We start from the raw sequence: 24592 nt of genomic DNA, 5'->3' as shown, positions 1-24592 counted from the left end.
TCGCGCGACGCACGGCGATTGCTGTGTAGCGGCAAGAAACGATCGGCTTTCTTGGTGCAATTCCTATGCAAGGTCAAGCATCGGGGCCGTATCGCGTACCTATAATTCAAACCACCCACTTATACGACGCGCCGAGGCAATCATGCCGCAAATGTCACGGCGACAGTTCCTCAAGGTTTCCGCGAGCACGCTCGCCGGATCGAGCCTGGCTGCACTGGGCTTCTCTCCGGCACCCGCGCTCGCTGAAGTCCGCCAATACAAACTGTCGCGCACCACTGAAACCCGCAACACCTGCCCGTATTGCTCGGTCGGATGCGGCATCCTGATGTACGGCCTCGGCGACAACGCCAAAAACGCAAAGGCCAGCATCATCCATATCGAAGGCGATCCCGACCATCCGGTCAATCGCGGCACGCTGTGCCCGAAGGGCGCATCGCTCATCGACTTCATTCACAGCCCGAGCCGGCTGCTGCATCCCGAGTATCGCGCGCCGGGCTCGAACGAGTGGAAGCGCATGTCGTGGGACGAGGCGCTCGACCGCATCGCGAAGCTGATGAAAGCTGACCGCGACGCGAACTTCATCGAGAAGACGCCGGACGGCAAGACGGTCAACCGCTGGCTCAGCACGGGATTTCTCGCGGCGTCGGCGGGCAGCAATGAAGTCGGTTATCTGACGCACAAGACTGTCCGCAGTCTTGGGATGCTCGCATTCGACAATCAGGCGCGTGTCTGACATGGCCCGACGGTGGCAGGTCTTGCCCCGACGTTTGGCCGTGGAGCGATGACGAACCATTGGGTCGACATCAAGAACGCGGACGTGATTCTGGTAATGGGCGGCAATGCGGCCGAGGCGCACCCGTGCGGTTTCAAATGGGTGACCGAGGCGAAGGCGCATCGCAAGGCGCGGCTGATCGTCGTCGATCCGCGCTTTACGCGCACGGCATCGGTTGCGGATTTCTACGCGCCGATCCGTACCGGCACGGACATCACCTTCCTTGGCGGCGTCATCAACTATCTGCTGACGCACGACAAGATCCAGCATGAGTACGTGAAGAACTACACGGACATGTCGTTCATCGTGCGCGAGGACTTCGCGTTCAAGGACGGCGTGTTCTCCGGCTACGACGCCGAAAAGCGCCGGTACGACAAGACGAGCTGGGACTACGAGCGCGGCGACGACGGCTTCGTGAAGGTCGATCCGACCTTGCAGCATCCGCGCTGCGTCTACAACCTGATGAAGCAGCACTACGCCGCCTACACGCCTGAAATGGTGACGAAGGTGTGCGGCACGCCGACCGACAAGTTCCTGAAGGTCTGCGAGATGCTCGCGTCGACCGCCGCGACCAACCGCGCCGGCACGATCCTGTACGCGCTCGGCTGGACGCATCACTCGGTCGGCGCGCAGATGATCCGCACGGGCGCGATGGTGCAGCTTCTGCTCGGCAACATCGGCATTGCGGGCGGCGGCATGAACGCGCTGCGCGGGCACTCGAACATTCAGGGCTTGACCGATCTCGGCCTGATGTCGAACCTGCTGCCCGGCTACATGACGCTGCCGATGGAAGCGGAGCAGGACTACGAGGAGTACATCACCAAGCGCGCGACCCAGCCGCTGCGGCCTAACCAGCTCAGCTACTGGAAGAACTATCGCGCGTTCCACGTGAGCTTCATGAAGTCCTGGTGGGGCGACAACGCGACCGCCGAGAACAACTTCGGCTTCGATTTCCTGCCGAAGCTCGACAAGGCGTACGACCTGCTGCAAGCCTTCGAACTGATGGCCGCGGGCAAGATCAACGGCTACTTCTGTCAGGGCTTCAACCCGCTCGCCGCCGCGCCGAACAAGGCGAAGATCGGGCTCGGGCTGTCGAAGCTGAAGTATCTCGTCATCATGGACCCGCTCGCGACCGAGACGTCGGAGTTCTGGAAGAACCACGGCGAATTCAACGACGTCGATGCGTCGCAGATTCAGACCGAAGTGTTCCGCCTGCCGACGACGTGCTTCGCGGAAGAGCGCGGCTCGCTCGTGTCCTCGTCGCGTGTGCTCCAGTGGCACTGGCAGGGCGCGCAGCCGCCGGGCGAAGCGCGCAGCGACATCGAGATCATGTCGGCCCTCTGGCTGCGCTTGCGCCGTGCGTATCAGGAAAACGGCGGCGCGTATGCCGATCCGATCCTCAAGATGACGTGGCCGTATGCGGACCCGGAAAGCCCGACGCCGGAAGAACTCGCGATGGAGTTCAACGGCCGCGCGCTCGCCGACGTCACCGACGTTGCCGACAAGACCAAGGTGCTCGCGAAGAAGGGCGAGCAGCTTTCGAGCTTCGCGCAACTGCGTGACGACGGGTCGACCGCGAGCGGATGCTGGATCTATTGCGGCGCGTGGACTCAGGCGGGCAATCAGATGGGCCGCCGCGACAACTCGGACCCGACGGGCATCGGCCAGACGCTCAACTGGGCGTGGGCGTGGCCGGTGAATCGCCGCGTGCTGTACAACCGCGCATCGTGCGATGTGAACGGCAAGCCGTTCGATCCGTCGCGCAAGCTGATCGGCTGGAACGGCAAGACGTGGTCCGGCCCGGACATACCGGACTTCAAGGTCGACGAGCCGCCCGAGAACGGGATGAATCCGTTCATCATGAATCCGGAAGGCGTGGCGCGTTTCTTCGCCCGCGACGGCATGAACGAAGGACCGTTCCCGGCGCACTACGAGCCGTTCGAGACGCCGCTCGGCTATAACCCGTTCTTCCCGGACAACGAGGCCGCCACGAGCAATCCGGCTGCCCGCGTGTTCCCGGACGATCGCGCGCAGCTGGGCACCGCGGACAAGTTCCCGCATACGGCCACGACGTATCGCCTGACCGAGCATTTCCACTACTGGACCAAGCACGTGAAGCTCAACGCGATCGTGCAGCCTGAGCAGTTCGTGGAAATCAGCGAGGACCTGGCGAAGGAAGTCGGCGTCGTCGCGGGCGACCGCGTGAAGGTGTCGAGCAATCGCGGACATATCGTCGCCGTGGCGCTCGTTACGAAACGCATCAAACCACTGACCGTGGAGGGGAAGAAGGTGCAAACCGTCGGCCTGCCGCTGCACTGGGGCTTCAAGGGCCTGACGCAGCCGGGTTATCTCGTCAACACGCTGACGCCTTCCGTGGGCGACGGGAACTCGCAGACGCCGGAGTTCAAGTCGTTCCTGGTCAAGGTCGAGAAGGCATAAGGGGGAGACATGGCTCTGCAATCACTCGATGTGAAGCGCGTCTCCGCCACCACCACGCCGCCGCCGCAAATCCGCGAGCCGGCCACAGGCACCGTCGCGAAGCTGATCGACGTGTCGAAGTGCATCGGCTGCAAGGCTTGCCAGACGGCGTGCATGGAGTGGAACGACCTGCGCGACGACGTCGGCCATACGACCGGCGTCTACGACAACCCGCGGGATCTCACCGAGCATTCGTGGACGGTGATGCGTTTCACGGAGTACGAGAACCCGAAGGGCGACCTCGAATGGCTGATCCGCAAGGACGGCTGCATGCACTGCGAGGACCCGGGTTGTCTGAAGGCGTGCCCGTCGCCGGGCGCGATCGTTCAGTACACGAACGGCATCGTGGATTTTCACGAGGAAAACTGCATCGGCTGCGGCTATTGCGTGACCGGCTGCCCGTTCAACATTCCGCGCATCTCGAAGGAAGACAACCGCGCCTACAAGTGCACGTTGTGTTCGGATCGCGTGGCCGTCGGACAGGAGCCCGCGTGCGTCAAGACGTGCCCGACCGGCGCGATCATGTTCGGCACCAAGGCGGACATGATCGAGCAGGCGGCGGATCGCGTGGAAGACCTGAAAGAACGCGGTTTCGAGAACGCGGGCCTGTACAACCCGGCCGGCGTCGGCGGCACGCATGTGATGTACGTGCTGCATCACGCCGATCAGCCGGGGCTGTATCACGGGCTCGCGCAGGACCCGAAGATCAGCCCGCTGGTGTCGGTCTGGAAGGGTGTGACGAAGCCGCTCGCGGTCGCCGGCATGGCGCTCGCGGCGCTCGCCGGATTCTTCCACTACACGCGTGTCGGTCCGAACGAAGTGACGGCGGAAGAGGAAGCAGAAGCGCAGCGCGAAGCCGACGATGCACGCACGGGAAGGGAGCGTTCGAATGAAACACGATAGCGATTTGCGCGACGTGCGGGGCAACCGCCTGATCGTGCGTTACACGCCGAACGAGCGCACGAACCACTGGATCACCGCGATCAGCTTCGTGCTGCTCGCGCTGTCCGGGCTCGCGATGTTTCATCCGTCGATGTCCTGGCTCTACGCCGTGCTCGGCGGCGGGCAGTGGACGCGCATCCTGCATCCGTTCATCGGCTGCGTGATGTTCCTGTCGTTCCTCGTGCTGGCGCTGCGCGTGTGGCATCACAACCGCATGGACAAGAGCGACGTCCAGTGGATGAAGCAGATCGACGACGTGCTTGCCAATCGCGAAGACCGCCTGCCCGAGATCGGCAAGTACAACGCCGGTCAGAAGCTCGTGTTCTACGTGATGGTCATCAGTCTGCTGCTGCTGCTGGCGTCCGGTGTCGTGATCTGGCGCGCGTATTTCGCGTTCTATTTCCCGATCACGGTCATCCGTCTGGCGGCGGTGGTGCACGCGGCGACGGCCTTCGTGCTGATCATGTCGATCATCATCCACATCTATGCGGGACTGTGGATCAAAGGCTCGATCAGCGCGATGGTGCGCGGCACGGTCACCTATGGATGGGCGCGCAAGCACCATCCGCGGTGGTTCAAGGAGATCATCGGGAAGTAGGCGTCCTGATCCGGCGCCGAGGAAGTCAACTGAACCGCTCGTGCTTCATCTCATGCGAGCGGTTCTTTTTTTAACGGATCGACCTTATCCGCGATCGGTTCGGCCGCATTTTCGTGGTCTGATCGCGTTCGATTTAGCTGATATGCTTGGCTGACGAGCGCGCGGCTGCTGCCCGTCGCGCCAGGCACCCTGAGGACTTACCCAAGTGGTTCAACGCATACTCGAAGCCGGCACGATCGAATCGCTCGATCCGTCGGCCATTCCCCGGCTGCGCATGCCGGAACGCGCGACGGTGTTCAGTGCGCGCGCCGCGCGTCTGCGCCAGCTCGCCGATGCGAGCAACCCCATCGCGGGCTATCTGCGCCTGATGGCCGTGCTCGCCGATGCTCAACAGCACGTTCTCGCCGATTTCACCGCGCCGACGCCGTCGCGTGAATCCATCGAGTTGAATCAGCGTCATTCGATGCCTATCGTTCCCGCGCTCACCGACGCCCGCGACCCCGCGTGGCGCGACGTGCTGTTCATGCTGCTCGACCGCATCGAGACGGCGGGCGCGCTGACGCCGGCGCTCGCGCAACTCGTCGCGCGTCTGCGCACGACCGAAGCCGCCGCGCTCGACGCCCAGGCCGACGCCATCCTTGCGCTGCGTTTCGCGGACATCGAGCCCGCCGGCGCGCCGTTCATCATGGCGGCGCTGCAAGTGCTGTGGACCGATGTCGCGAGCCGCATCGCAATGAGCGACGTCCCCTATGTGGACGCGCCCGGCGTCTGCCCCGTCTGCGGCACGATGCCGGTGGCCAGCGTGGTGCGTATCGGCGGCACGCACGACGGATATCGCTACGTGCAGTGCGGCCTGTGCTCGACCGAATGGCACATCGTCCGCGCGAAGTGCTCCAATTGCGATTCGACCAAGGGCATCGCCTATCACGCGATGGACGCCGCCGAGCAATCCGCCGAGGACGAACAGGCGAAAGCCGAACGTGCGCGAAACGCGCCGCTGAAAGCCGAGTCGTGCGATGAATGCGGCACGTATCGCAAGATCGGCTATCAGGACAAGGCCTACGATTTCGAGCCCTTCGCCGATGACCTCGCGAGCCTCACGCTCGATCTGCTGATGAGCGATGCGGGTTTCCTGCGCGCGTCGCCGCATCCGTGGCTGTGGCCGGAGCAATCGCGCGAGGCCGACGAACCGGATCAGGCGGACCAGCCGCGATGAACGACGTCACCGGCGGCGACGGAAGCGAACTCCGCGCGCTGATGGCGCGGGTGCCATCGGTGGAGCGCGTGCTGGCGTCGGCGGTGTTCGAGCCGCTCATCGCCGATTACGGGCGCACGCAGACGCTCGCGATGCTGCGCGCGACGCTCGACGCATGGCGTGCCGGCGCGCAGGCGGGCCACGCATCGGTCGATGCACTCACCGACACCATGCTCGGCCACGCGGTCAGTCTGCGGCTCGCGAAGCACGCGCAAAGCCGCGTGAGAAGCGTGTTCAACCTGACCGGCACCGTGCTGCACACGAATCTCGGCCGCGCACTCTTGCCCGATGAAGCGGTGCGCGCGGTGGCCGATGCCCTCACGCGCCCGGCGAACCTCGAGTTCGATCTCGATACCGGCGCACGCGGCGACCGCGACGACCTCATCAACGATCTGATCTGCGAGCTGACCGGCGCGGAGGCCGCGACCGTCGTCAACAACAACGCGGCTGCGGTGCTGCTGACGCTGTCGGCGCTCGCGCCGCGCAAGGAAGTCGTCGTGTCGCGCGGCGAGCTGGTGGAGATCGGCGGCGCGTTCCGCATTCCCGACATCATGAACCGCGCCGGTGCGAAGCTGCGCGAAGTCGGCACGACGAATCGCACGCATCTGAAGGATTACGAAGAAGCGATCAACGCGAGAACCGCGCTGCTGATGAAGGTCCATTGCAGCAACTATGCAATGAGCGGCTTCACCAAGGAAGTCACGACCGCCGAACTCGCGCCGCTCGCGCGGGAGCGCGGCGTGTCCGTCGCGGTCGATCTCGGCAGCGGCACGCTCGTCGATCTCACGCAATGGGGCTTGCCGCGCGAGGCGACCGTGCGCGAAACCATCGAGGCGGGCGCGGATCTCGTCACCTTCAGCGGCGACAAGCTGCTCGGCGGTCCGCAGGCGGGTCTGATCGTCGGGCGCAAGGAGCTGATTGCGAAGATCAAGAAGCATCCGCTCAAGCGCGCGCTGCGCGTCGGCAAGCTGACGCTCGCGGCGCTCGAAGCGGTGCTGCGGCTGTACCGGTCGCCGGAAACGCTGCAAACGCGCCTCACCACCCTGCGCCTGCTCACGCGCCCCGCCGACTGCATGCGCCTCGCCGCCGAACGCATCCGGCCCGCGCTGCAACGCATGACGGGCGATGCCTTCGTCGTCGCGACCGAGCCGATGTTCAGCCAGATCGGCAGCGGCGCGCTGCCCGTCGACGTGCTGCCGAGCTACGGCCTGACGGTCAGGCTCGCGAGCGGCAAGCGTGCGGGCGGGCAGTTGAACCGCATCGAGAAGAAGCTGCGCGGGCTGCCGCGGCCGGTGATCGGGCGTATCGCGGATGGCGCGTTGTGGCTCGATCTGCGTTGCCTCGAAGAAGCCGACGAAGCCGCGTTTATCGCGCAGTTGCAAGGCGAGGACGCATGATCGTCGGGACCGCGGGACACATCGATCACGGCAAGACCACGCTCGTGCGCGCGCTGTCGGGCGTCGACACCGACCGGCTGAAGGAAGAGAAGGCGCGCGGCATTTCCATCGAACTCGGCTATGCGTATGTGCCGCTTGCAGGCGGCGGCATGCTCGGTTTCATCGACGTGCCCGGCCACGAAAAGCTCGTGCATACGATGGCGGCGGGCGCGTGCGGCATCGACTTCGCGCTGCTCGTGATCGCCGCCGACGACGGCGTGATGCCGCAGACGCGCGAACATCTCGCGATCCTGCAACTGCTCGGCGTGACGCGGGGCGCGGTCGCGGTGACGAAGACCGATCGCGCCGACGAGGCCCGCGTGCGCGACGTGCACGCGCAAATCCGCGCGTTGCTCGCCGATACGCCGCTTCACGACGCACCGTTTTTCGATACCCGCGCCACCGCCCCGAACGATGCGGGCGTCGCCGCGCTCGATGCATATCTGCGCGACGCCGCCGCTCACGGGGCGATGCGCCGCGACGACGGCTTTTTCCGGCTCGCGGTGGATCGCGTGTTCACGCTGTCGGGGCAGGGCACCATCGCGACGGGCACGGTGTTCGCCGGCCGCGCGAACGTCGGCGACGTGCTCGCGCTCGCGCCGCGCGAGAACGGCAGCGAGCCTGTGCGCGTGCGCAGCATCCACGCGCAGAACCGCGCGGCGCAAGCGGGCCGGGCGGGCGAGCGCTGCGCGCTCAATCTCGCGGGCATCGACAAGGACGCGCTCGCGCGCGGCGACTGGATCGTCGATGCGCGGATCGCGCGGGCGTCGGAGCGGCTCGATGTCGACCTGACGCTGCTCGCCGACGCCGGCATCACGCTCACGCATTGGGCGCCGCTGCACGTGCATCTCGGCACGACGCACCGGGTAGCGCACGTCGCGCTGCTCGAAGGCGATTCGCTCGCCGCGGGCCGGGCGGCGCGCGTGCAACTGGTCTTCGAGCAGGCGGTGTGTGCGCTGCCGGGCGATCGCTTCATCGTGCGCAACGCGCAGGCGACGCGGACCGTTGGCGGCGGGCGCGTGCTCGATCCGTTCGCGCCCGCGCGCAAGCGCCGCACGCCGCAGCGCCGTGCGTGGCTCGATGGGCTCGCCGCATGGCTCGACACCGGCCGCGCCGATGCGCTCTTTCACGAGTCGCCGTATGGCATTCCGCGCTCGCTCGTCGAGCATCTCTGCGGGATGCCGGCCGAAGCGATTGCGTTGCCGGATGGCTTGCGCCGCGTGCCCCTGCACGACGAGGCGATATTCATCTCCGCATCGCACTGGAACGCGCTTGCCGCGCGTCTCACCGATGCGCTCGCCGCGTTCCACGAACGCTTCCCCGACGAGCAGGGCCCCGACGCCGCGCGTCTTCGCCGTATGGCCGCGCCGCTCGCGCCCGACGCGCTGTGGCGCGCGATCATCGACGATGCCGTGGCGAGCGGCGCGATCGCACGCAGCGGGCCGTGGCTGCATGTGCCGTCGCATACGGTGGCGCTCGACGCCGCCGAGGAGGCGCTGGCGGGCGCGGTGCTGGCGTCGATCGAGCGCGGGCGTTTCGATCCGCCGTGGATGCGCGATCTCGCCCGCGAGCACGGCGCGGCCGAAGACGCGATGCGCCGCCTGTTGCGCAAGCTCGCGCGGCGCGGCGACCTGTTCCAGGTCGTGCGCGATCTGTTTTATTCGCGCGCAGCCATCGCGGAACTCGCGCGGCTCGCGGCGCAAAACGCATGCTCGCGCGACGGCGTGGCGCACGCCATCGGCGCGGCCGAGTTCCGCGATGCGACCGGGCTCGGCCGCAAGCGCGCGATACAGGTTTTGGAGTTCTTCGACAGGGTTGGTTACACTCGCTTTCACCGCGACCTTCACCTGTTGCGCGCCGATAGCCGCTGGCACGAGCCGGTCTGAATCGGCTGCACGGGTCCGTTCAATCGGGCGAGGCGAACGATGGAGCATGCTTACTACCAGTTGCTGCATCTGATGTCGGCGCATCCCGAGTGGTCGCTCGGCGTGGTCCTGCTCGCGTCGTTTCTCGAATCCCTTGCTTTCGTCGGCACCTTCGTCCCCGGCAGCACCGCCATGTTCGTCGCCGGTGCGCTGGTCGGCGCGGGCGCGCTGAATCTCGGCTGGGTAATGGTCTGCGCGATACTCGGCGCGATTGCCGGCGATGCCGTGAGTTTCTGGTTCGGCGCGCGCTACGCCGATACCCTTGCGCAGATGTGGCCGTTCCGCCGGCATCCGGGCGCGCTTGCCGCAGGCAAGCGGTATTTCGAAGCCCACGGCGCGAAGAGCGTCGTGCTCGCGCGCTTCGTCGGACCGATGCGCGCGGTCGTGCCGGTCGTCGCCGGCATCTCCGGCATGCCGCCCGCGCGCTTCTTCGTGGTCAACGTCGTGAGCGCGTTGATCTGGGCGCCGCTGCATGTGCTGCCGGGCGTCGTGTTCGGCGCGTCGATCGAACTGGCGGGCGCGGTATCGGTGCGGCTCGTCGTCATTCTGGTGATCGCAACGGCTGCCGCGTGGCTCGTGTTCAATCTCGCTCGCGTCGTCGTCTCTCATGCGAGAGGATGGACGGTCGCTTCGCGCGAACGCCTGCTGACGTGGTCGCAGCGAAAGCGCGGGCTGGCGGCGCGGCTCGTCTCGCGCGCGCTCGATCCGGGCAATCCGGCGAGCGGGCTGATTGCCGCCATCTCCGTGTTGCTCCTCGCGTCGGCGGTGCTGTTCTTCTATGTGCTCACGAACGTGACGCGCGGATCGTCGCTCGTGCAGATCGATGCGTCGATTTACCGGCTGCTGCAATCGTTCCGGTCGACGTGGGCCGATACCATCCTCGATGCCGCCGCCGCCCTCGGCAGCATGCCGACGCTGCTCGCGCTCGCGGCGATGGTCATCGTGTGGATGGTTCTCGAGCGGCGCTGGCGCACCGTGGCGTACTGGCTTGTCGCGGTCGTGTTTTCGCAGGCGCTCGTGACCGTGATCCGCTTCACCACGCATCAGCCGTTGCCGATGTCCTTCGCGCCTGCGGGCCGTACGTTCCCGAGCAGTCATCTTGCCGCGACGGTCGTCATCTATGGCTTTCTCGCGTTTCTGCTGCTGCGGCGCGTCGGCATGCTGACGGGCGTGTTCGTCGCGACGGCGACATCGGGGATCGTCACCGCCGTGGCGCTCGCGGGGCTGTACTTCGGCCGCTTCACCATCTCGGATGCGCTCGGCAGCACCGCGCTCGCCGCGATCTGGGTGTTTCTGATCGCGCTGACCGCCGTCTGGCGCAATCCGGGCAAGCCGAAGCCGCGTCCGCTGATGCCGCTTGCGGTGCTCACGGTGGTGTGCGCGAGCGTGGCCCTGCAAATGAGCGATGAGACGGAAGCGCATAGCGTGCCGCCCGCGACGGTCGTCATTACGCCGATCGAATGGACGGATACGGTCTGGCGCAGGTTTTCCTGTTACCGGTCGAGTCTGGATGGCGACCGGCGCGAACCGATCACCGTTCAGTGGGCCGCCACGCCCGCGCAGATTCGCGCGCAGCTTGCGAGCCGCGGCTGGCAGGAAGTCACGGGCGTGACGATGCAAAGCGTGATGTCGGTGGTGTCGCCGAATGCGCCGGCGACCGCGCTGCCCGCGCTGCCACGCCTGAACAACGGCGAGCCGTCGAAGCTGGTTTTTACGCGCTCGCCGCGCGGACCCGATCAACGCGACGTGCTGCGCTTCTGGCCGACGACCTATGCGGTGCGCGAACATCCGGGCGCCGCGCCGACGCCCATCTGGCTCGGCTCCGTCGTGCACGAACGGCTGCGGCGGCCGTCGTGGCCGTTCAACGTGCTGCGCCCGGACCGGCGCATCGATCCGATGGCGTTCGATCATGGCGACGGGTCGCCGTGGCGCGGCATCGAAATTGCATCGAGTGCGGGGTGCGGCAGCGTGCCGGTGATGCTGGTCGAGTCGGGGCCGAAATGAAGGCAAGCATGGAAGGCGGAGGCGCCGTTTGATCCAGATTCCGCCATCGGCGATTACGCAGTGGGGCGCGGCTGCGGTGTTCGGCAACGTGCTGCTGACGCGGCTTGGCGTGCCGTTGCCGTCCGCGCCGCTGCTCGTGCTGGCGGGATCGGCGATCGCCAGCGGGCGGCTGTCGTTCTGGCACGTGCTGCTGGCGGCGGCGAGCGGCGCTTTGTCCGGCGATGCCGTGTGGTTTTCGGCAGGGCGTCTGTATGGACGGCGGCTGATTGCGGCGTTGTCGCGCCGGTCGTATGCGTTCGACACGGGCATGCGCTCGGCGAGCGATCTGTTCGAGCGGTATGGCGCGCCGATCGTCGCGGTATCGAAGTTCGTGCCGGGGCTCGGGCTCGTCACGCCGCCGCTGATGGGCACGACGCACATCGCCGCGTCCGTGTTCTTTATGTGGGACGCGGCGGGCATCGTCGCGTGGGCGGGGTTCTGGCTGCTGGGCGGTGCGCTGTTTCAGCGGGAATTGCATGTCGCGCTGGTGGAGTTGCAGACGCATGGCGCGACGATGATCGACCTGCTGGTCGTGCTGGCGTTGCTGTTCTTCGCGTACCGGCTGCTTCGCCGCCGGCAGCCGCCAGACCGCACAGGGGAGGATGCCAGTTGACGCCGGTGCGTGCGATAGGCGTTACGCCGTTATAATCGGGCGCTCGCGCTGTTCATCTCAACTTGCGATCGAGGAAGGCATTCGTATCCGGTGGTGCGGCTGGGCTTCAAACCCAGTTGGGGGTGTCAGACACTCCCAGGTAGGTTCGACTCCTGCTGCCTTCCGCCAGGCATCTCTCAGGTGCTCTCGGTCACACACAAGAGGCGCGACATTCTACGGTTGCGCCGAAGGCGATTACGCGTTCGAGCCGATGCGGCGCGTGTCAGGCGTTTGCATCTCGTGTATCCCACACGCCTTCCAGTCCTCCTTCAACACCCCGTTCGCCGCGCAGTAAAAATCTGCGCATCTTCGCGATGTCGTGCGACGGCGAATCGCCAATTCGCATCGAGCTTCCCGTCAACGCGAAAGCGATGCCCGCGCATCACGCAACGTGACGAATCGCAATCCCGACGACCGAACGATATCGATCAGCCGCGGCAATACCGCCAGCACGACCGGATCGCCCGTCGATGTCAACGCCGCGCCCGCGTCGTGGACAAGAAGAATATCCCGCGCGGCGAGTCCGTCCGTGAGCCGCTCGAGAACGCGATCCGCGTCACCCTCGCGCGTGTCGAAACCGCGCCGCGTCCACGCCGCGAGCCGAAGGTCCAGCCGGTGCAGAACCGGTTCTAAAAAGAGATTGCGCAAACCGGCGGGGCGCACGAAAGAACATGGGCCGTTCGCCTGTCAGCGTTTCGAGTGCGTGTTGAGCGGCGTCGATTTCCTTCGCGAGCCGGAGCGGCAAGGTCACCGAGAACGTGTGCACGTGACGATGCGTGTGATTCTCGACGGCGTGACCGCGCGCGACGATCTCGCGGACCAGCGCCGGATGTTCGGCGGCGCGGGTTCCGATGCAAAAGAACGTCGCGCGCACGCGATGGCGATCCAGAATGTCCAGGACTTTCGGCGTGACGATTGGATCGGGGCCGTCGTCGATCGTGAGCGCGACGGCATCGGCGTTGGACGGCGTGTCGGGCAGGCGGGTCCAGTTCGGCCCCAGCAGCTTGGAGCGCGGCCACAGCCCGATCGACACCACGACGATGTGACTGACCATGATGCTCGCCAGCCACGCTATCCACGCTGAAGGTTGCCGCAGCCATCCGGATAGAGCGACGCCGTGCCAGGCGAAGGTCGCGATGACCATCGGCGGCCAGCCTGTGCGCGGCCAGCGTCTCGGTGCTTCGGCGCCCGGCCGAGAAATGATTTGCCTCATCTTGCATGCAGTCTGCGCCACTTCGGTCAAGGCCCGAATGGCAGACGTTTTAACTTTAGTCAAGCGGCGAACGATATCACGCGCGCCGGACGTTGATGACCCGGCCCGTGTGGGAATGTTGCACAAACCGCCGGATGGGCGTCGGTCCGGCGTCTCGAAAGACATACCTCGCGCACGCGCTGCAAGTCCTACTGCGTGTGCGTCGCGTCGATGAGACGGAGCTGCAAAAAGTGCTCAATTTTTGCTACTGCAATCGGCCGTAACGTCGGTATCATTCGCACCCCGTTCTAACCGAATCGTGCGCATCTCCGTCGAATTTTTCCGTCAACAGGCTAAATAGTCGCTACGCCGTGCCGTTAATTCGACGGGTCAATCACCTGTTAAGGAGCTAATGGGGTGGGCCACCGCCGAACCAGGCAACGCGCTGTCGCCGGTTGTTCTTCCCAGATGCTGATCGTTTTCCGAGCGCGAACACCGATATGCCCGATCTGCACTGGACCATTCCGGTTGCGCGCTGGTCCTCGTGGCCTGCCGCCGCATCCGTCGCCCCTGACGTCAGCTTCGTCGAGCCGATGGCGCGGCGCCGGCTCAGCGCGCTATCGCGGGCCGCGCTCAAGGTCGCGTACGACTGCGCGGCGACGCTGCCCGCCGTGCGTGTCGTGTTCGCGTCGCGTCATGGCGAACTGCGGCGCACCACCGGCATCCTGTGCGACATCAGCGCAGGCGAACCCGTCTCGCCGACGTCCTTCAGCCTGTCCGTGCTCAACGCGATGACCGGTGTTTTCGGCATCGCGCGAGGCGACCGTGCGCCGGCGAGCGCCGTGTCGGCGGGAGCGCAGACGCTCGGCTACGCGCTGCTCGAAGCGCACGCGCAGTATGCGACGGATGCCTCGTCGCCCGTTCTGCTCGTCTACGCCGACGAGCCCGCCGATCCCGCATATGGAACGATAGAGGACGAAGTGGAGGGGGGCGCACTTGCCATCCTGCTCGACGCATCCGCGCAAACGGGACGCCTCGAATGCGCGCGCACGGCGTTCGGCGACGACGCAGCCAGCGCCCCGTTCGAAGCCCGCGACGCCACGCGCGCCCGGTTCGCCACACAGAGCGAAGCAGTCCGCCGATGCCTCGACGCAAAAGCGCCGGTTCAATGGCGCGGCCCGAATTCGACATGGCAATGGAAGTGGCATGAAGGCGCTTGACCATTATTGGCGCCTCGTCGCGACGGCCCTTGCGTTCTCCGCCTTCGGCGTCTGCGGACTCGGCTTTTCGCTGATCGTCTTTCCGCTTGCCTGTGTGTGGCCGCATCGCGCGTCGAAGCAGCGCATCATCGCCGCGATCATTCACGCGTTCTTTCGCGCGCTCGTCGCCGTGCTGATCGGCGTGCGCGTGATGAAGCTCGACGTGCGCGGAGCGGATGCGCTCAATCGCAAGGCGCAGCGCGCCGCCATCGTGGTCGCCAATCACCCGACCTGGCTCGACGTCATGGTGCTGCTGTCGCTCACGCCGCGCGCATGCTGCGTCGTGAAAAGCGCGCACTGGAGCAATCCGTTCTTCTGGGGCGTCATGCGGGCGGCGGACTACGTGAGCAACGCCGATCCCGTCGAACTCGTGGAAGCGGGCGCGCGGCAACTCGCTCGCGGCTACACGATGATCATCTTTCCCGAAGGCACGCGCAGTCCGGCGCGCAATCGCCTGCATGCGTTTTCGCGTGGTTTCGCGCATATGGCGCTGCAATCCGGCGCGCCGATTCTGCCCGTCCTGATGGACTGCGACCCGCCCGCCTTCACGAAAAACATGCGCTGGCACGACGTGCCCGAGCGCCCTTTCCATATGCGCGTGAACGTGCTCGACGCGGTCGGAGCCGACGCGCTCGCCAATCGCGACGAACCGCCCGCGCTCGCCGCGCGCACCGTGACCAACGCGCTGCAAGCCCATATCACCGAGCATCTGATCGACCATGGATTCTTTAAAGCTTGAAATCAAACAGCTTCTGATCGAAGCACTCGATCTCGAAGACCTGACGCCCGCCGACATCGACGACGATGCGCCGCTCTTTTCCACCGACGGCGTCGGGCTCGACTCCATCGACGCGCTCGAAATCGGCATCGTGCTGCGCAAACACTATCAACTGACGATCGCCGCCAACGACGAGCGCACGCGCGAGCACTTCCGCTCGATCAACACGCTCGCCGAACTGGTCGCGGCCCAGCGCGAGGGCGCGCGGGCATCGGGCGACACTGCAAAGAAGGGGGAATGACCGTGACCGACATCGAAATCCTTGAGCGCATCCGCGCGATTTTCAAAGAGAACTTCGGCATCGCGCCCGAGCGCGTGACGCCGCAGGCGCATCTGTTCGAAGAACTCGATCTGGACAGCATCGATGCCGTCGATCTCGCGATCAAGCTGCAGGAAATGACGGGCCGCCGTATCAAGCCCGAGGAATTCAAATCGGTGCGCACGGTCGGCGACGTGATCGCCGCTGTCGAGTCGCTGCTGGCAGCACAGGGCTGATGCAGCCGCAGACCGCCCAGGCCCGCGACAAGGCGCATCGAAGCTGGATCGGCTTCGCGCTCAACGTCGCGTTCAAGCTCGCGTATCCGGCCGTCATTCTGTGCGGCTGGTTCTGGAACGCGCCGCGCTATATCGGCTGCCTGCTGTTCGCGCTGATCTGGCTGCAGCGCTGCGCGGGCACGGGCGTCGTCGGTGCGTCGCTGCGCACGCTCACGCTCGTCGACTGGGCGGTCGGGTTCATGTTGAGCGCGGCATCGGCTGCGATCGTGTGGACCGACAGCGAGCGCCTGCTCCATCTCTATCCGTCGCTCGTGAATCTCGGCTTGCTGATTGCATTTGGTTCGACGTTGGTCCGCGGTCCGTCGATGATCGAGAAATTCGCGCGCATCCGAACGCCCGATCTGAGCGAGCCGGCCGTGCGCCACACGCGCCGCGTCACGCAGATCTGGTGCGCGTTCTTCGCCGCGAACGGTCTGTTCTCGCTTTATACCGCGCTCTACTGGTCGCGCGAGGCGTGGTCGCTCTATAACGGCGCGATCGCGTATGGTCTGATCGGCCTGCTGCTCGCGGGTGAAATCGCGTGGCGCTATCTCGTGATTCTGCCGCGCGCACGGCGGCTGGGGGCGTCATGATCGCGCTGCACGAACTGCTTTGCGCGCGGCGCGATCCGCACACGCCCGTCTGCCGCGATGGAGCGACGGACGGCGCGGACACGGTCATCACGCATGCCGCGTTTCGCGCACGCGTGGCGTCGCTCGCGTTGCAATTGCACGAAGGCACGGCGCGCCGCTATGCGCTGTGCATCGACGATTCCTTCGATTTCGCCTGCGCGCTTTTCGCGCTCTTTGCGTGCGGCAAGACGCCGGTGATTCCCGCGAGTTCCGCGCCCGGCTATCTGGCCGACCTCGCCGACGCCTACGATGCCGTCCTCACCGATGCCGAAGTCGCCGCGGCAGCCGGCGCCCACGGGCCCGGCGCGCTCTCGCTGAATATCGACCCGCACGCGCCGCTCACGCTCTACACATCGGGCAGCAGCGGCGTGCCGAAGCCGATTCACAAGACGCTCGCCCAGTTCGACGCCGAAGTGCGCACGCTCGAACGCGACTGGGGCGCGCTGATCGGCGACGCGACGATGCTCGCGAGCGTGCCGCATCGCCATATCTACGGCCTGCTGTTTCGCGTGCTGTGGCCGCTCGCGGCGGGACGCGCATTCGACCGCGCCGTCTGCGTGGAACCGCAGCAGGTTCAGGCGCGCATCGCACGTTGCGGCGCGACCGCGATGGTGTCGTCGCCCGCGCAACTGATGCGCTGGACCGCGCTGGCGGGTTTTGCTTCGCTCACGCCCGCGCCGCGTGCATTCTTTTCGTCGGGCGGACCGCTTGCAGAGGACACGGCCCGCGACTACGCGGCGGTCTTCGGCGACGCACCCGTCGAGATTTTCGGCAGCACCGAGACGGGCGGCATTGCCTGGCGCAGGCAGAACGAAACGGCCGCGTGGCGTCCGGTCAGCGGTGTGGACGTGCGGCGTGCCGGCGACGGCGCGCTCGAAGTGCGCTCGCCACATCTGGACCACGACGGCTGGCATCGCACGGACGATGCAATCGTCTTCGACGACGACGGCCGCTTCCGGCTGCAAGGCCGCCTCGACCGCGTCGTCAAACTCGACGGCAAGCGCGTGTCGTTGCCGGAACTCGAAGCTCGTCTCGCGCTGCATCCGTACGTGGCGCAAGCGAGCGTCGTGCCGCTCGCGGGCGCGACGCGCGAACGTGTCGGCGCGGTCGTCGCGCTCTCCGACGAAGGCCGCGCCGCACTCGATGACATCGGCCGCGTGGCGCTCGCAAAGCACTTGCGCCGTCATCTCGCCGCCTATTTCGACATCGTGCTGTTGCCGCGTCACTGGCGCTTTCGCATCGCGCTGCCGTTCGATGCGCGCGGCAAGCTGCCGGTTGCGGCCGTCGCGGCGGCGTTCGGTCCGCGAGCCGAAGGCTTCGAATTGCTGTCGGAATCGCGGGACGGCGAGAATCTCCGCTACGAGTTGCGCGTGCCGCCCGCGCTCGATCATTTCGCCGGCCACTTTCCGGGCTTGCCCATTCTGCCCGGCGTCGTGCAGGTCGACTGGGCGATCCGGCTCGCGTCGGAACACGTCGCGGCGGCGCGTGCAATCGAAAGCGTCGATCGACTCAAGTTCATGGCGCCCGTCCCGCCCGGCGCGGTGCTCGAACTGCGGCTCGCGCACGATGCCGCGCGGCGCCGCGTGCAATTCGCTTATCGGTTCAACGGACGCGACTGCGCGTCGGGCGCGATCGTTTATCGGGAGCGCGCATGAGCGGTGCGGACATCGCGGCGTGCATCGTCATTCCGATCTACAACCACAAGGACGCGATCGGCGGCACCGTGGCGCGCCTGAGCGTTCATCAGTTGCCGATCTTCGTCGTCGACGATGGCAGCGACACCGCGACGCAAGCCGTACTCGCCGAGCTAGCCTGCCGCTATCACGGGCAGATGACCCTCTTGCGTCTGCCGGTGAACGGCGGCAAGGGCGCCGCGGTGATGGCGGGCCTGCGCGCGGCACGACGCGCGGGCTTCACGCACGCGTTGCAGATCGACGCCGACGGACAGCACGACGCCAACGACGTGCCGCTCTTTCTCGACGCGGCGCGCGCCGAGCCGGGCGCGGTCATCCTCGGTCGCCCTGTCTACGACGAAAGCGTGCCGAAGTCGCGTCTTTATGGCCGCTATCTGACGCACGTTTGGGTGTGGGTCGAAACGCTGTCGTTGACGATCCGCGATTCGATGTGCGGCTTCCGCCTTTATCCGCTCGATGCCGCCTGCGCGCTGATCGACAGCGTGCCACTCGGCACGCGCATGGACTTCGACATCGAGATCCTCGTGCGGCTGCACTGGCGGCGCCTTGCGTTCCGCTCGATCCCGACGCGCGTCGTCTACGCGACGGACGGCGTGTCGCACTTCGACGTGCTATGGGACAACGTTCGCATCAGCGCGAGCCATACACGGCTCGTGTGCGGCATGGTGCTGCGCTCGCCGATGCTCATCGCGCACAAGCTGATGCCGCGCAGAACGGCGGCCTCCGAACAGGCCACGCATGGCGGCCCCGGCTGGTGGCGCGTCGCGGAGCGTGGCAGCCGCCTCGGCATGGGCCTGCTCGCGCTCAGTTGCCGCCTGTTCGGCATGCGTTTCACGGGGCTTTGGCTGCATCCCGTCGTCGGCTATTTCCTGCTGACGGGACGCACGGCGCGTGCGGCTTCGCACCGGTATTTCGCGCAACTCGCGCAGGCCGCGCCCGGCGAGCGCACTCCGCAGCCGGGCTGGCGTTCGGCGTATCGCCAGATGCTCGCTTTCGCGCAGTCCGGGCTCGACAAGCTCGCGGCGTGGTCGGGGCGGATCGGCGATCACGAAGCCGTGTTCGACGACCCTGCGCCGTTCGAAGCGCTTGTCGCGAGCGGCCGTGGCGCGCTCGTGATCGGCGCGCATCTCGGCAACCTGGAAATGACGCGGGCGCTTGCCGCGCGCAACGGCCGCGCGAAGGTCACGGCGATCGTCTACACGGAGCACGCGAAGCGCTTCAACAGCGTGCTGTCGTCCGCGAATGGCGACTTCGCGAAGCATTTGATTCACGTGAGCGACTTCGGCCCGGACACGTCGATGATGATGCAGGCGCGCATCGACGCGGGCGAACTGCTCGTGATCGTCGGCGACCGCGTGCCGGCGCACGAATCCGGACGCACGACCGATGCGCGCTTTCTCGGCGCGACCGCGCCGTTTGCGCAAGGCCCGTACGTGCTCGCCCACGCGCTCGGTTGCCCGGTGTATCTGTTCTTCTGCCTCAGGGAGCGCGGAGGTTCGTATCGTTTGTACTTCGAACAATTCGCCGAACGCATCGCGCTGCCGCGCCGGGAACGCGCGCAACACATCGCGGCGTGGGCGCAGCGCTATGCGTCGCGGCTCGAACACTACTGCCGCAAGGCGCCGTATCAATGGTTCAACTTCTTCGATTTCTGGGCGCGTGCGGGCAGCGCCGCGCCGGTGTCCGTATCCGATCTCACGGAAAACTCGCGTCATGGCTGAACTGAAGCACGACAAGACGCTGACGGCGAGCGCGATCGTCGAAGTGCCGTTTCACGACGTCGATGCGATGAACGTGTGCTGGCATGGCAACTACCTGAAATATTTCGAGGCGGGGCGCGCGGCGCTGCTGCGCGCATTCGATTACGACTACGGCGAGATGCGCGCGTCGGGTTATGTGTGGCCGATCGTCGAGGCGCATCTGAAATATGTGCGTCCCGCGCGGTACGGGCAACGTATCGACGTCCGCGCGGAACTGCTCGAATACGAAAACCGCCTGAAGATCGGCTATCAACTCGTCGATTGCGCAAGCGGGGATCGTCTGACCAAGGGCTATACGATCCAGGTTGCCGTCGACGCAGCCACCGAGGAACTGCAATTCGTGTCGCCGCCCGTCGTGTTCGAAAAACTGGAGCGCGTATGGTCGCAACGATAAAACTTCGCTGCGCGAGCACGGCGCTCGTCGCGCTGCTGCTGACGGCGAACGCCGGCTGGCTTCATGCGGCCACACCCGCGCAGAACGCTGGCGGCGACGCGGCGCTCGTCTCGCAAGTGACGTCGCGGCTCGGGCAGGTCAAGGGCGTGCGCGCGCAGTTCACGCAGACGCAGACGCTTGCGGCCATGAAGCAACCGCTGGTCAGCACGGGCGCTTTCGTGTTCTATCGCGAGCGCGGCGTGATCTGGCGCGTGCTGACGCCGTACAAGGCGACGTTCGTCATCACCGACGCAGGCGTCGCGGAAGTCGATGCCAACGGCAAGCGCGTCGGCACGAAAAGCGCGCAAGGCGTGCGCGGCGTCGCGCAGGTATCGAAGATGATGCGCGCGATGCTCGGCGGCGACCTGTCGGCGCTTTACTCGCAATTCGATGTCGACGCGCAAGGCTCGCCATCGCAATGGACGCTTGGCCTGAAACCCAATCAGCCGCAGCTCGCGCAGTCCATCAAGGGGCTGCGGATGAAAGGCGGCGCGTTCTTGCAGAGCTTGCGCATCGAGCTTGCGAACGGCGATGTCACGCAGATCGACTTCACGCAGAGCGAAGCGCTCGACGACGTGCCGGCCGCCGAGCGCGGCTTGCTGGGAGCGCCGTAATGCTGAAGGAACGGCAGCGCAGCCGCGCGGCGCTTCTCGCGATACGCGCCGCGTGGCTCGTGCTCGCGCTCGTCGCCGCGCTGTATTGCGTTTATCGCTTCAAAGGGCCGTCGCCGCTGGAGACGAATCTGCTCGCGCTGCTTCCCGCGACGGAAGCCGATCCGGTCGCCGAAAAAGCCGTCGACCGGCTGGCGAATGCGCTCGGCGACCGCACGGTGTTCCTCGTGTCGAGCCGCGACGCGAGCCACGCGAAGGCGGCCGCGAAACGCTTCGGCGCGGCGCTGCGAACCAGCGGCGCGTTCGCAGCGGTGACGGCGGAACTGCCGCCATTCGACCTCGCGCAGATCGGCGCGCTGTATGCGTCTTATCGCTTCGAACTGCTGTCTCGCGATGACCGCGACGCCGTCGCCCACGCGGCGAACGGTGCGCCGGCGCTCGGCGACGCGCTGATGCAGCGCATCTATAACCCGGTGCGCGGGCCGCTCGCGACGCAACTCGCCGACGATCCCTTCGGCTGGCTCGAACACTGGTTGTCGGACTTGCCGCTCGGCACGTCGGGACTCGATCTCGAAGACAACTTGCTTGTCGCGCATCGTGGCGACACGACCAGCGTGCTCGTCGTCACTACGCTAAATGGCTCCGCGTACGAGTCGCGGACGCAGCGGGCGGTGCTGTCGGCGGCGGCGCAGGCGGAAGCGTCGGTGAAAGCCGAGTGGCCCGATGCCACAGTCGCACGCGCCGGCGCGGTGTTCTATGCGCAGGCGGCGCGCAGCGCGTCGGAGCGCGAGGTGCATCTGATCGGCGTCGTGTCGGCGTGCGGCATCGCGCTGCTGATGCTCTGGGTGTTCCGTTCGCCGCGGCTTCTGCTGCTCGGCTTCTTGTCGACGACGCTCGGCATCGTGTGCGCGCTGGCCTTCACGATGCTCGTCTTCGGCAAGCTGCATCTGCTGACGCTCGTGTTCGGCGCGAGTCTGATCGGCGAAGCGGTCGATTATTCGATTCAATATTTCGTCGTCTATCTCGGCGCACAGCGCGGCTGGAATGCGCAAAGCGGCGCGCGTTCGGTGCGGCCCGCGTTGAGCGTGGCCCTTGCCACGAGCCTGCTCGGATACGCCATTCTCGCGTGGGTGCCGTTTCCCGCGCTCAAGCAGATTGCGTGTTTCGCGATGGCGGGCATCGGCGTCGCGTTCGCGTCCGTGATGTCGCTGCTGCCCGCGCTGCTCGTGAAGCCGCCGAAAGCCGGGCGCCGGCGTCTTTTTGCATCTGCTGCGACGCTGCTCGCACGCTGGCGCGGCGTGATCGGCGGAAAGCGCGCGTGGTTCGTCGCGGCGGCGCTCGTCGTGATCGCGCTGCCGGGCTGGCTGCGTCTCACGAGCGACGACGACATCCATCTGCTGATCCAGCGCGATCCCGTGCTCGTCGCGCAGGAAAGCGAGGTTCGCGCGGCCGTCGGCGTCGACGACACCGCGCAGTTCTTCGTGGTGCGGGGCGCGTCCGAGGAAGCCGTGCTCCAGTGCGCCGAAGCGCTCGGCGCAAGCCTCGATGCATTGACGGGCGATCGGTCGGTCGATGGCTGGCGCTCGGTCGTGCAATTCGTGCCCTCGGCGCAGCGTCAGGCGCAAGCTCGCGCATTGCTCGCGCAACACGTGTTCGCCGACCCGGCCGCCTTGCGTGCAACGCTCTCGCGTGCGGGTTTCCGCGACGAAATCGCCGATGCCTGGATAACCTCGTTCGGCAAGGACAGTGCGCAGCCGCTGACGGTCGAGCGCTGGCTCGCCGCGCCGTGGTCGCAGCCGTACCGGCATCTGTGGCTCGGCGCGTTCGATGCGGCCGGCCAACGCGGTTACGCGACCATCGTCATGCCGCGCCGCGTGACGCCGCAGAACCAATCCACGCTCGTCGAAACGGCGCGCTCGATCGACGGCGTCGTTTTCGTCGACAAGGCCGCGAGCGTGTCGAAGCTCTTTGGCGCGTATCGCGTCGATAGCGGCCTCTGGCTCGGCGTCGCGCTGCTGCTCGTGCTCGTCTTGCTGATGGGGCGCTACCGGCTGCGCGGCGGCATCGCGACGACGCTGCCCGTGCTGCTCGCCGTCGGCGTGACGATCGCGGCATTCGGCTATGCGCGCGTGCCGTTTAATTTGTTCAACTGCCTTGCCCTGATGCTCGTGCTGGGCGTCGGCGCGAACTACGCGGTGTTCCTGCGCGAAGGATGCCTGCGCAGCGACGCCGACCTCGGCGCGGTGTGGGCGGGCGTGCTGTTGTCCGCGGCGACGACGCTGCTGTCCTTCGGCTTGCTCGGCATGAGCGCAATGCCCGCCTTGAGGAGCTTCGGCGCGACGCTCGCGCTCGGCATCCTGGTCGCGGTGCTGCTCGCGCCGATGAGCATGCCGCCCGATAGGAGAAATGAAGCGTGACGCTGCCATCCGTTTATCTGCATGCGCTCGGCATGGTCAATGCGCTCGGCGGCGACGTCGATTCGATTGCATCCGCGCTCGCGGCGGCGCAATCGCCCGGCATGGGACCGATGCGCACGCGCCGTGGCGATGCGTTCGTCGGCCGCGTGCTCGCGCCGCTCGACATTGCGCCGCCCGCATCCGTTGCGCGCTTCGATTGCCGCAACAACCGGCTGCTGCTCGCTGCGCTCGAACAGATTCGCCCCGACATCGAAGCGGCGCGCGAGCGTTTCGGCTCGGCGCGCATCGGCGTGGTGCTGGGCACGAGCACGTCGGGTATCGGCGCAGCGGAAGAGGCGTTTCTGCACCGCGCGGAGGCGGGCTGCCTGCCGGAGCGTTTCGACTATCGCCAGATGGAAATCGGCACGGCCGCGCCGTTCGCGGCCGCCGCGCTGAACCTGCAAGGTCCGGCGTTCACCATCTCGACGGCGTGCACATCGAGCGCGAAGGCGTTCGTCGCGGCCCGGCGGCTGCTGCAACTCGGGCTGTGCGATGCGATCGTCGTCGGCGGCGTCGATACCTTATGCGAACTCACGTTGCAGGGCTTCGCATCGCTCGAATCGACGAGTCCGTCGCGCACCAATCCGATGAGCCGCAATCGCAACGGCATCAACATCGGCGAAGGCGCGGCAGTGTTCCTGATGACACGCGACGAAGGCGCAGTGCGTCTCGCGGGCGCGGGCGAATCGAGCGACGCGCATCACGTGTCCGCGCCGGACCCGCAAGGCATCGGCGGCGAACTGGCGCTGCGCGCCGCGCTCGCGGATGCAGGCGTCACGCCCGCCGGCATCGGCTACGTGAACCTGCACGCGACGGCCACGCGCAAGAACGACGAGATGGAATCGCATCTGATGGCGCGGGTCTTTCCGCAAGGCGTGCCGGCGAGCGGCACGAAGCCGTTGACGGGGCATCTGCTCGGCGCGGCCGGTGCGACGGAGGTCGGCTTCGCATGGCTGACGCTCACGCGATCGCGCTTACCTTTGCCGCTGCATCGATGGGACGGCGCAGCCGACGCCGGCCTGCCCGCGCTCGATCTCGTTCAGGAAGAACGTCATCTCTCGCAGGAAGCGTCACAGCGCTACGTCATGAGCAATTCTTTCGCGTTCGGCGGCAGCAATGTCAGCCTCATCCTTGCGGGTTGA

The 24592-nt window shown here is 66.5% G+C and carries 19 protein-coding genes, 1 tRNA gene and 1 pseudogene; 20 read left to right on the top strand and 1 reads right to left on the bottom strand.

All coding sequences use genetic code 11. From position 1 onward, the window contains the following. Positions 1-142 precede the first annotated feature (142 nt). From fdnG to BG57_RS15660, 9 genes are all read left to right on the top strand, one after another. The gene (gene fdnG, locus BG57_RS15700) at positions 143-3211 is read left to right on the top strand and encodes a formate dehydrogenase-N subunit alpha (protein ID WP_081850918.1); all 3069 of its coding nucleotides are present in this window, start codon (positions 143-145) and stop codon (positions 3209-3211) included. 9 nt (positions 3212-3220) lie between these two features. Further along, entirely contained in the window at positions 3221-4153 is a 933-nt protein-coding gene (gene fdxH, locus BG57_RS15695) for a formate dehydrogenase subunit beta (RefSeq protein WP_035966005.1), read from the top strand. Beyond that, entirely contained in the window at positions 4140-4790 is a 651-nt protein-coding gene (locus tag BG57_RS15690; RefSeq protein ID WP_035966003.1) for a formate dehydrogenase subunit gamma, read from the top strand. Before fdxH ends, BG57_RS15690 begins: the two co-directional genes overlap by 14 nt. Positions 4791-4995: 205 nt before the next feature. Beyond that, positions 4996-6006, top strand: a complete 1011-nt coding sequence (fdhE, locus tag BG57_RS15685; RefSeq protein ID WP_035966001.1) for a formate dehydrogenase accessory protein FdhE — start codon at positions 4996-4998, stop codon at positions 6004-6006. Next, positions 6003-7442 (top strand): L-seryl-tRNA(Sec) selenium transferase, encoded by a 1440-nt coding sequence (selA, locus tag BG57_RS15680; protein WP_035965999.1) that lies wholly within the window; start codon positions 6003-6005, stop codon positions 7440-7442. Before fdhE ends, selA begins: the two co-directional genes overlap by 4 nt. Continuing rightward, a complete protein-coding gene (gene selB, locus BG57_RS15675) occupies positions 7439-9367 on the top strand; it encodes a selenocysteine-specific translation elongation factor (RefSeq protein WP_035965998.1) in 1929 nt (642 codons plus the stop codon). Before selA ends, selB begins: the two co-directional genes overlap by 4 nt. Before the next feature lie 39 nt (positions 9368-9406). Further along, a complete protein-coding gene (locus tag BG57_RS15670; protein ID WP_035965997.1) occupies positions 9407-11410 on the top strand; it encodes a bifunctional DedA family/phosphatase PAP2 family protein in 2004 nt (667 codons plus the stop codon). 28 nt (positions 11411-11438) lie between these two features. Then, a complete protein-coding gene (locus tag BG57_RS15665) occupies positions 11439-12062 on the top strand; it encodes a DedA family protein (protein ID WP_035965996.1) in 624 nt (207 codons plus the stop codon). Positions 12063-12134: 72 nt separating this feature from the next. After that, a tRNA-Sec gene (locus tag BG57_RS15660) sits at positions 12135-12230 on the top strand. 228 nt (positions 12231-12458) lie between these two features. Here BG57_RS15660 and BG57_RS15655 read toward each other — a convergent pair. Further along, positions 12459-13314, bottom strand: a pseudogene (locus tag BG57_RS15655) (polysaccharide deacetylase family protein). 479 nt (positions 13315-13793) lie between these two features. Here BG57_RS15655 and BG57_RS15650 point away from each other — a divergent pair. The 11 genes from BG57_RS15650 to BG57_RS15600 are packed head-to-tail and all read left to right on the top strand — an operon-like array spanning position 13794 to position 24592. Continuing rightward, positions 13794-14513: a beta-ketoacyl synthase chain length factor gene (locus tag BG57_RS15650; protein ID WP_035965994.1), complete on the top strand. Its 720-nt coding sequence runs from the start codon at positions 13794-13796 to the stop codon at positions 14511-14513. Further along, positions 14500-15291 carry a lysophospholipid acyltransferase family protein gene (locus tag BG57_RS15645; protein WP_035965993.1) on the top strand — a complete coding sequence of 264 codons (792 nt, stop codon included), beginning with the start codon at positions 14500-14502 and terminating at the stop codon, positions 15289-15291. The genes BG57_RS15650 and BG57_RS15645 overlap by 14 nt, the downstream gene beginning before the upstream one ends. After that, positions 15272-15571: a phosphopantetheine-binding protein gene (locus BG57_RS15640; RefSeq protein ID WP_035965992.1), complete on the top strand. Its 300-nt coding sequence runs from the start codon at positions 15272-15274 to the stop codon at positions 15569-15571. The genes BG57_RS15645 and BG57_RS15640 overlap by 20 nt, the downstream gene beginning before the upstream one ends. A gap of 2 nt (positions 15572-15573) precedes the next feature. Next, a complete protein-coding gene (locus tag BG57_RS15635; protein WP_174447227.1) occupies positions 15574-15825 on the top strand; it encodes an acyl carrier protein in 252 nt (83 codons plus the stop codon). Further along, positions 15825-16457, top strand: coding sequence for a COG4648 family protein (locus BG57_RS15630; RefSeq protein ID WP_035965990.1), 633 nt, complete (start codon positions 15825-15827; stop codon positions 16455-16457). The genes BG57_RS15635 and BG57_RS15630 overlap by 1 nt, the downstream gene beginning before the upstream one ends. Next, a complete protein-coding gene (locus BG57_RS15625; RefSeq protein ID WP_035965989.1) occupies positions 16454-18151 on the top strand; it encodes an ApeI family dehydratase in 1698 nt (565 codons plus the stop codon). The genes BG57_RS15630 and BG57_RS15625 overlap by 4 nt, the downstream gene beginning before the upstream one ends. Then, the gene (locus BG57_RS15620) at positions 18148-19911 is read left to right on the top strand and encodes a glycosyltransferase family 2 protein (RefSeq protein ID WP_052005839.1); all 1764 of its coding nucleotides are present in this window, start codon (positions 18148-18150) and stop codon (positions 19909-19911) included. The genes BG57_RS15625 and BG57_RS15620 overlap by 4 nt, the downstream gene beginning before the upstream one ends. Next, the gene (locus BG57_RS15615) at positions 19904-20344 is read left to right on the top strand and encodes an acyl-CoA thioesterase (RefSeq protein ID WP_035965988.1); all 441 of its coding nucleotides are present in this window, start codon (positions 19904-19906) and stop codon (positions 20342-20344) included. The genes BG57_RS15620 and BG57_RS15615 overlap by 8 nt, the downstream gene beginning before the upstream one ends. Continuing rightward, on the top strand, positions 20329-20997 hold the full coding sequence (locus tag BG57_RS15610) for a LolA family protein (RefSeq protein ID WP_035965984.1): 669 nt from the start codon (positions 20329-20331) through the stop codon (positions 20995-20997). The genes BG57_RS15615 and BG57_RS15610 overlap by 16 nt, the downstream gene beginning before the upstream one ends. Beyond that, positions 20997-23411: an MMPL family transporter gene (locus BG57_RS15605; protein ID WP_035965981.1), complete on the top strand. Its 2415-nt coding sequence runs from the start codon at positions 20997-20999 to the stop codon at positions 23409-23411. The genes BG57_RS15610 and BG57_RS15605 overlap by 1 nt, the downstream gene beginning before the upstream one ends. Beyond that, positions 23408-24592 carry a beta-ketoacyl-[acyl-carrier-protein] synthase family protein gene (locus BG57_RS15600; protein ID WP_035965978.1) on the top strand — a complete coding sequence of 395 codons (1185 nt, stop codon included), beginning with the start codon at positions 23408-23410 and terminating at the stop codon, positions 24590-24592. The genes BG57_RS15605 and BG57_RS15600 overlap by 4 nt, the downstream gene beginning before the upstream one ends.

It is taken from the genome of Caballeronia grimmiae (assembly GCF_000698555.1).
In the GTDB taxonomy this organism is placed as follows: domain Bacteria; phylum Pseudomonadota; class Gammaproteobacteria; order Burkholderiales; family Burkholderiaceae; genus Caballeronia; species Caballeronia grimmiae.
Note: the sequence above shows the minus strand (reverse complement) of the source record. Positions and strands in the feature narration are given on the sequence as shown.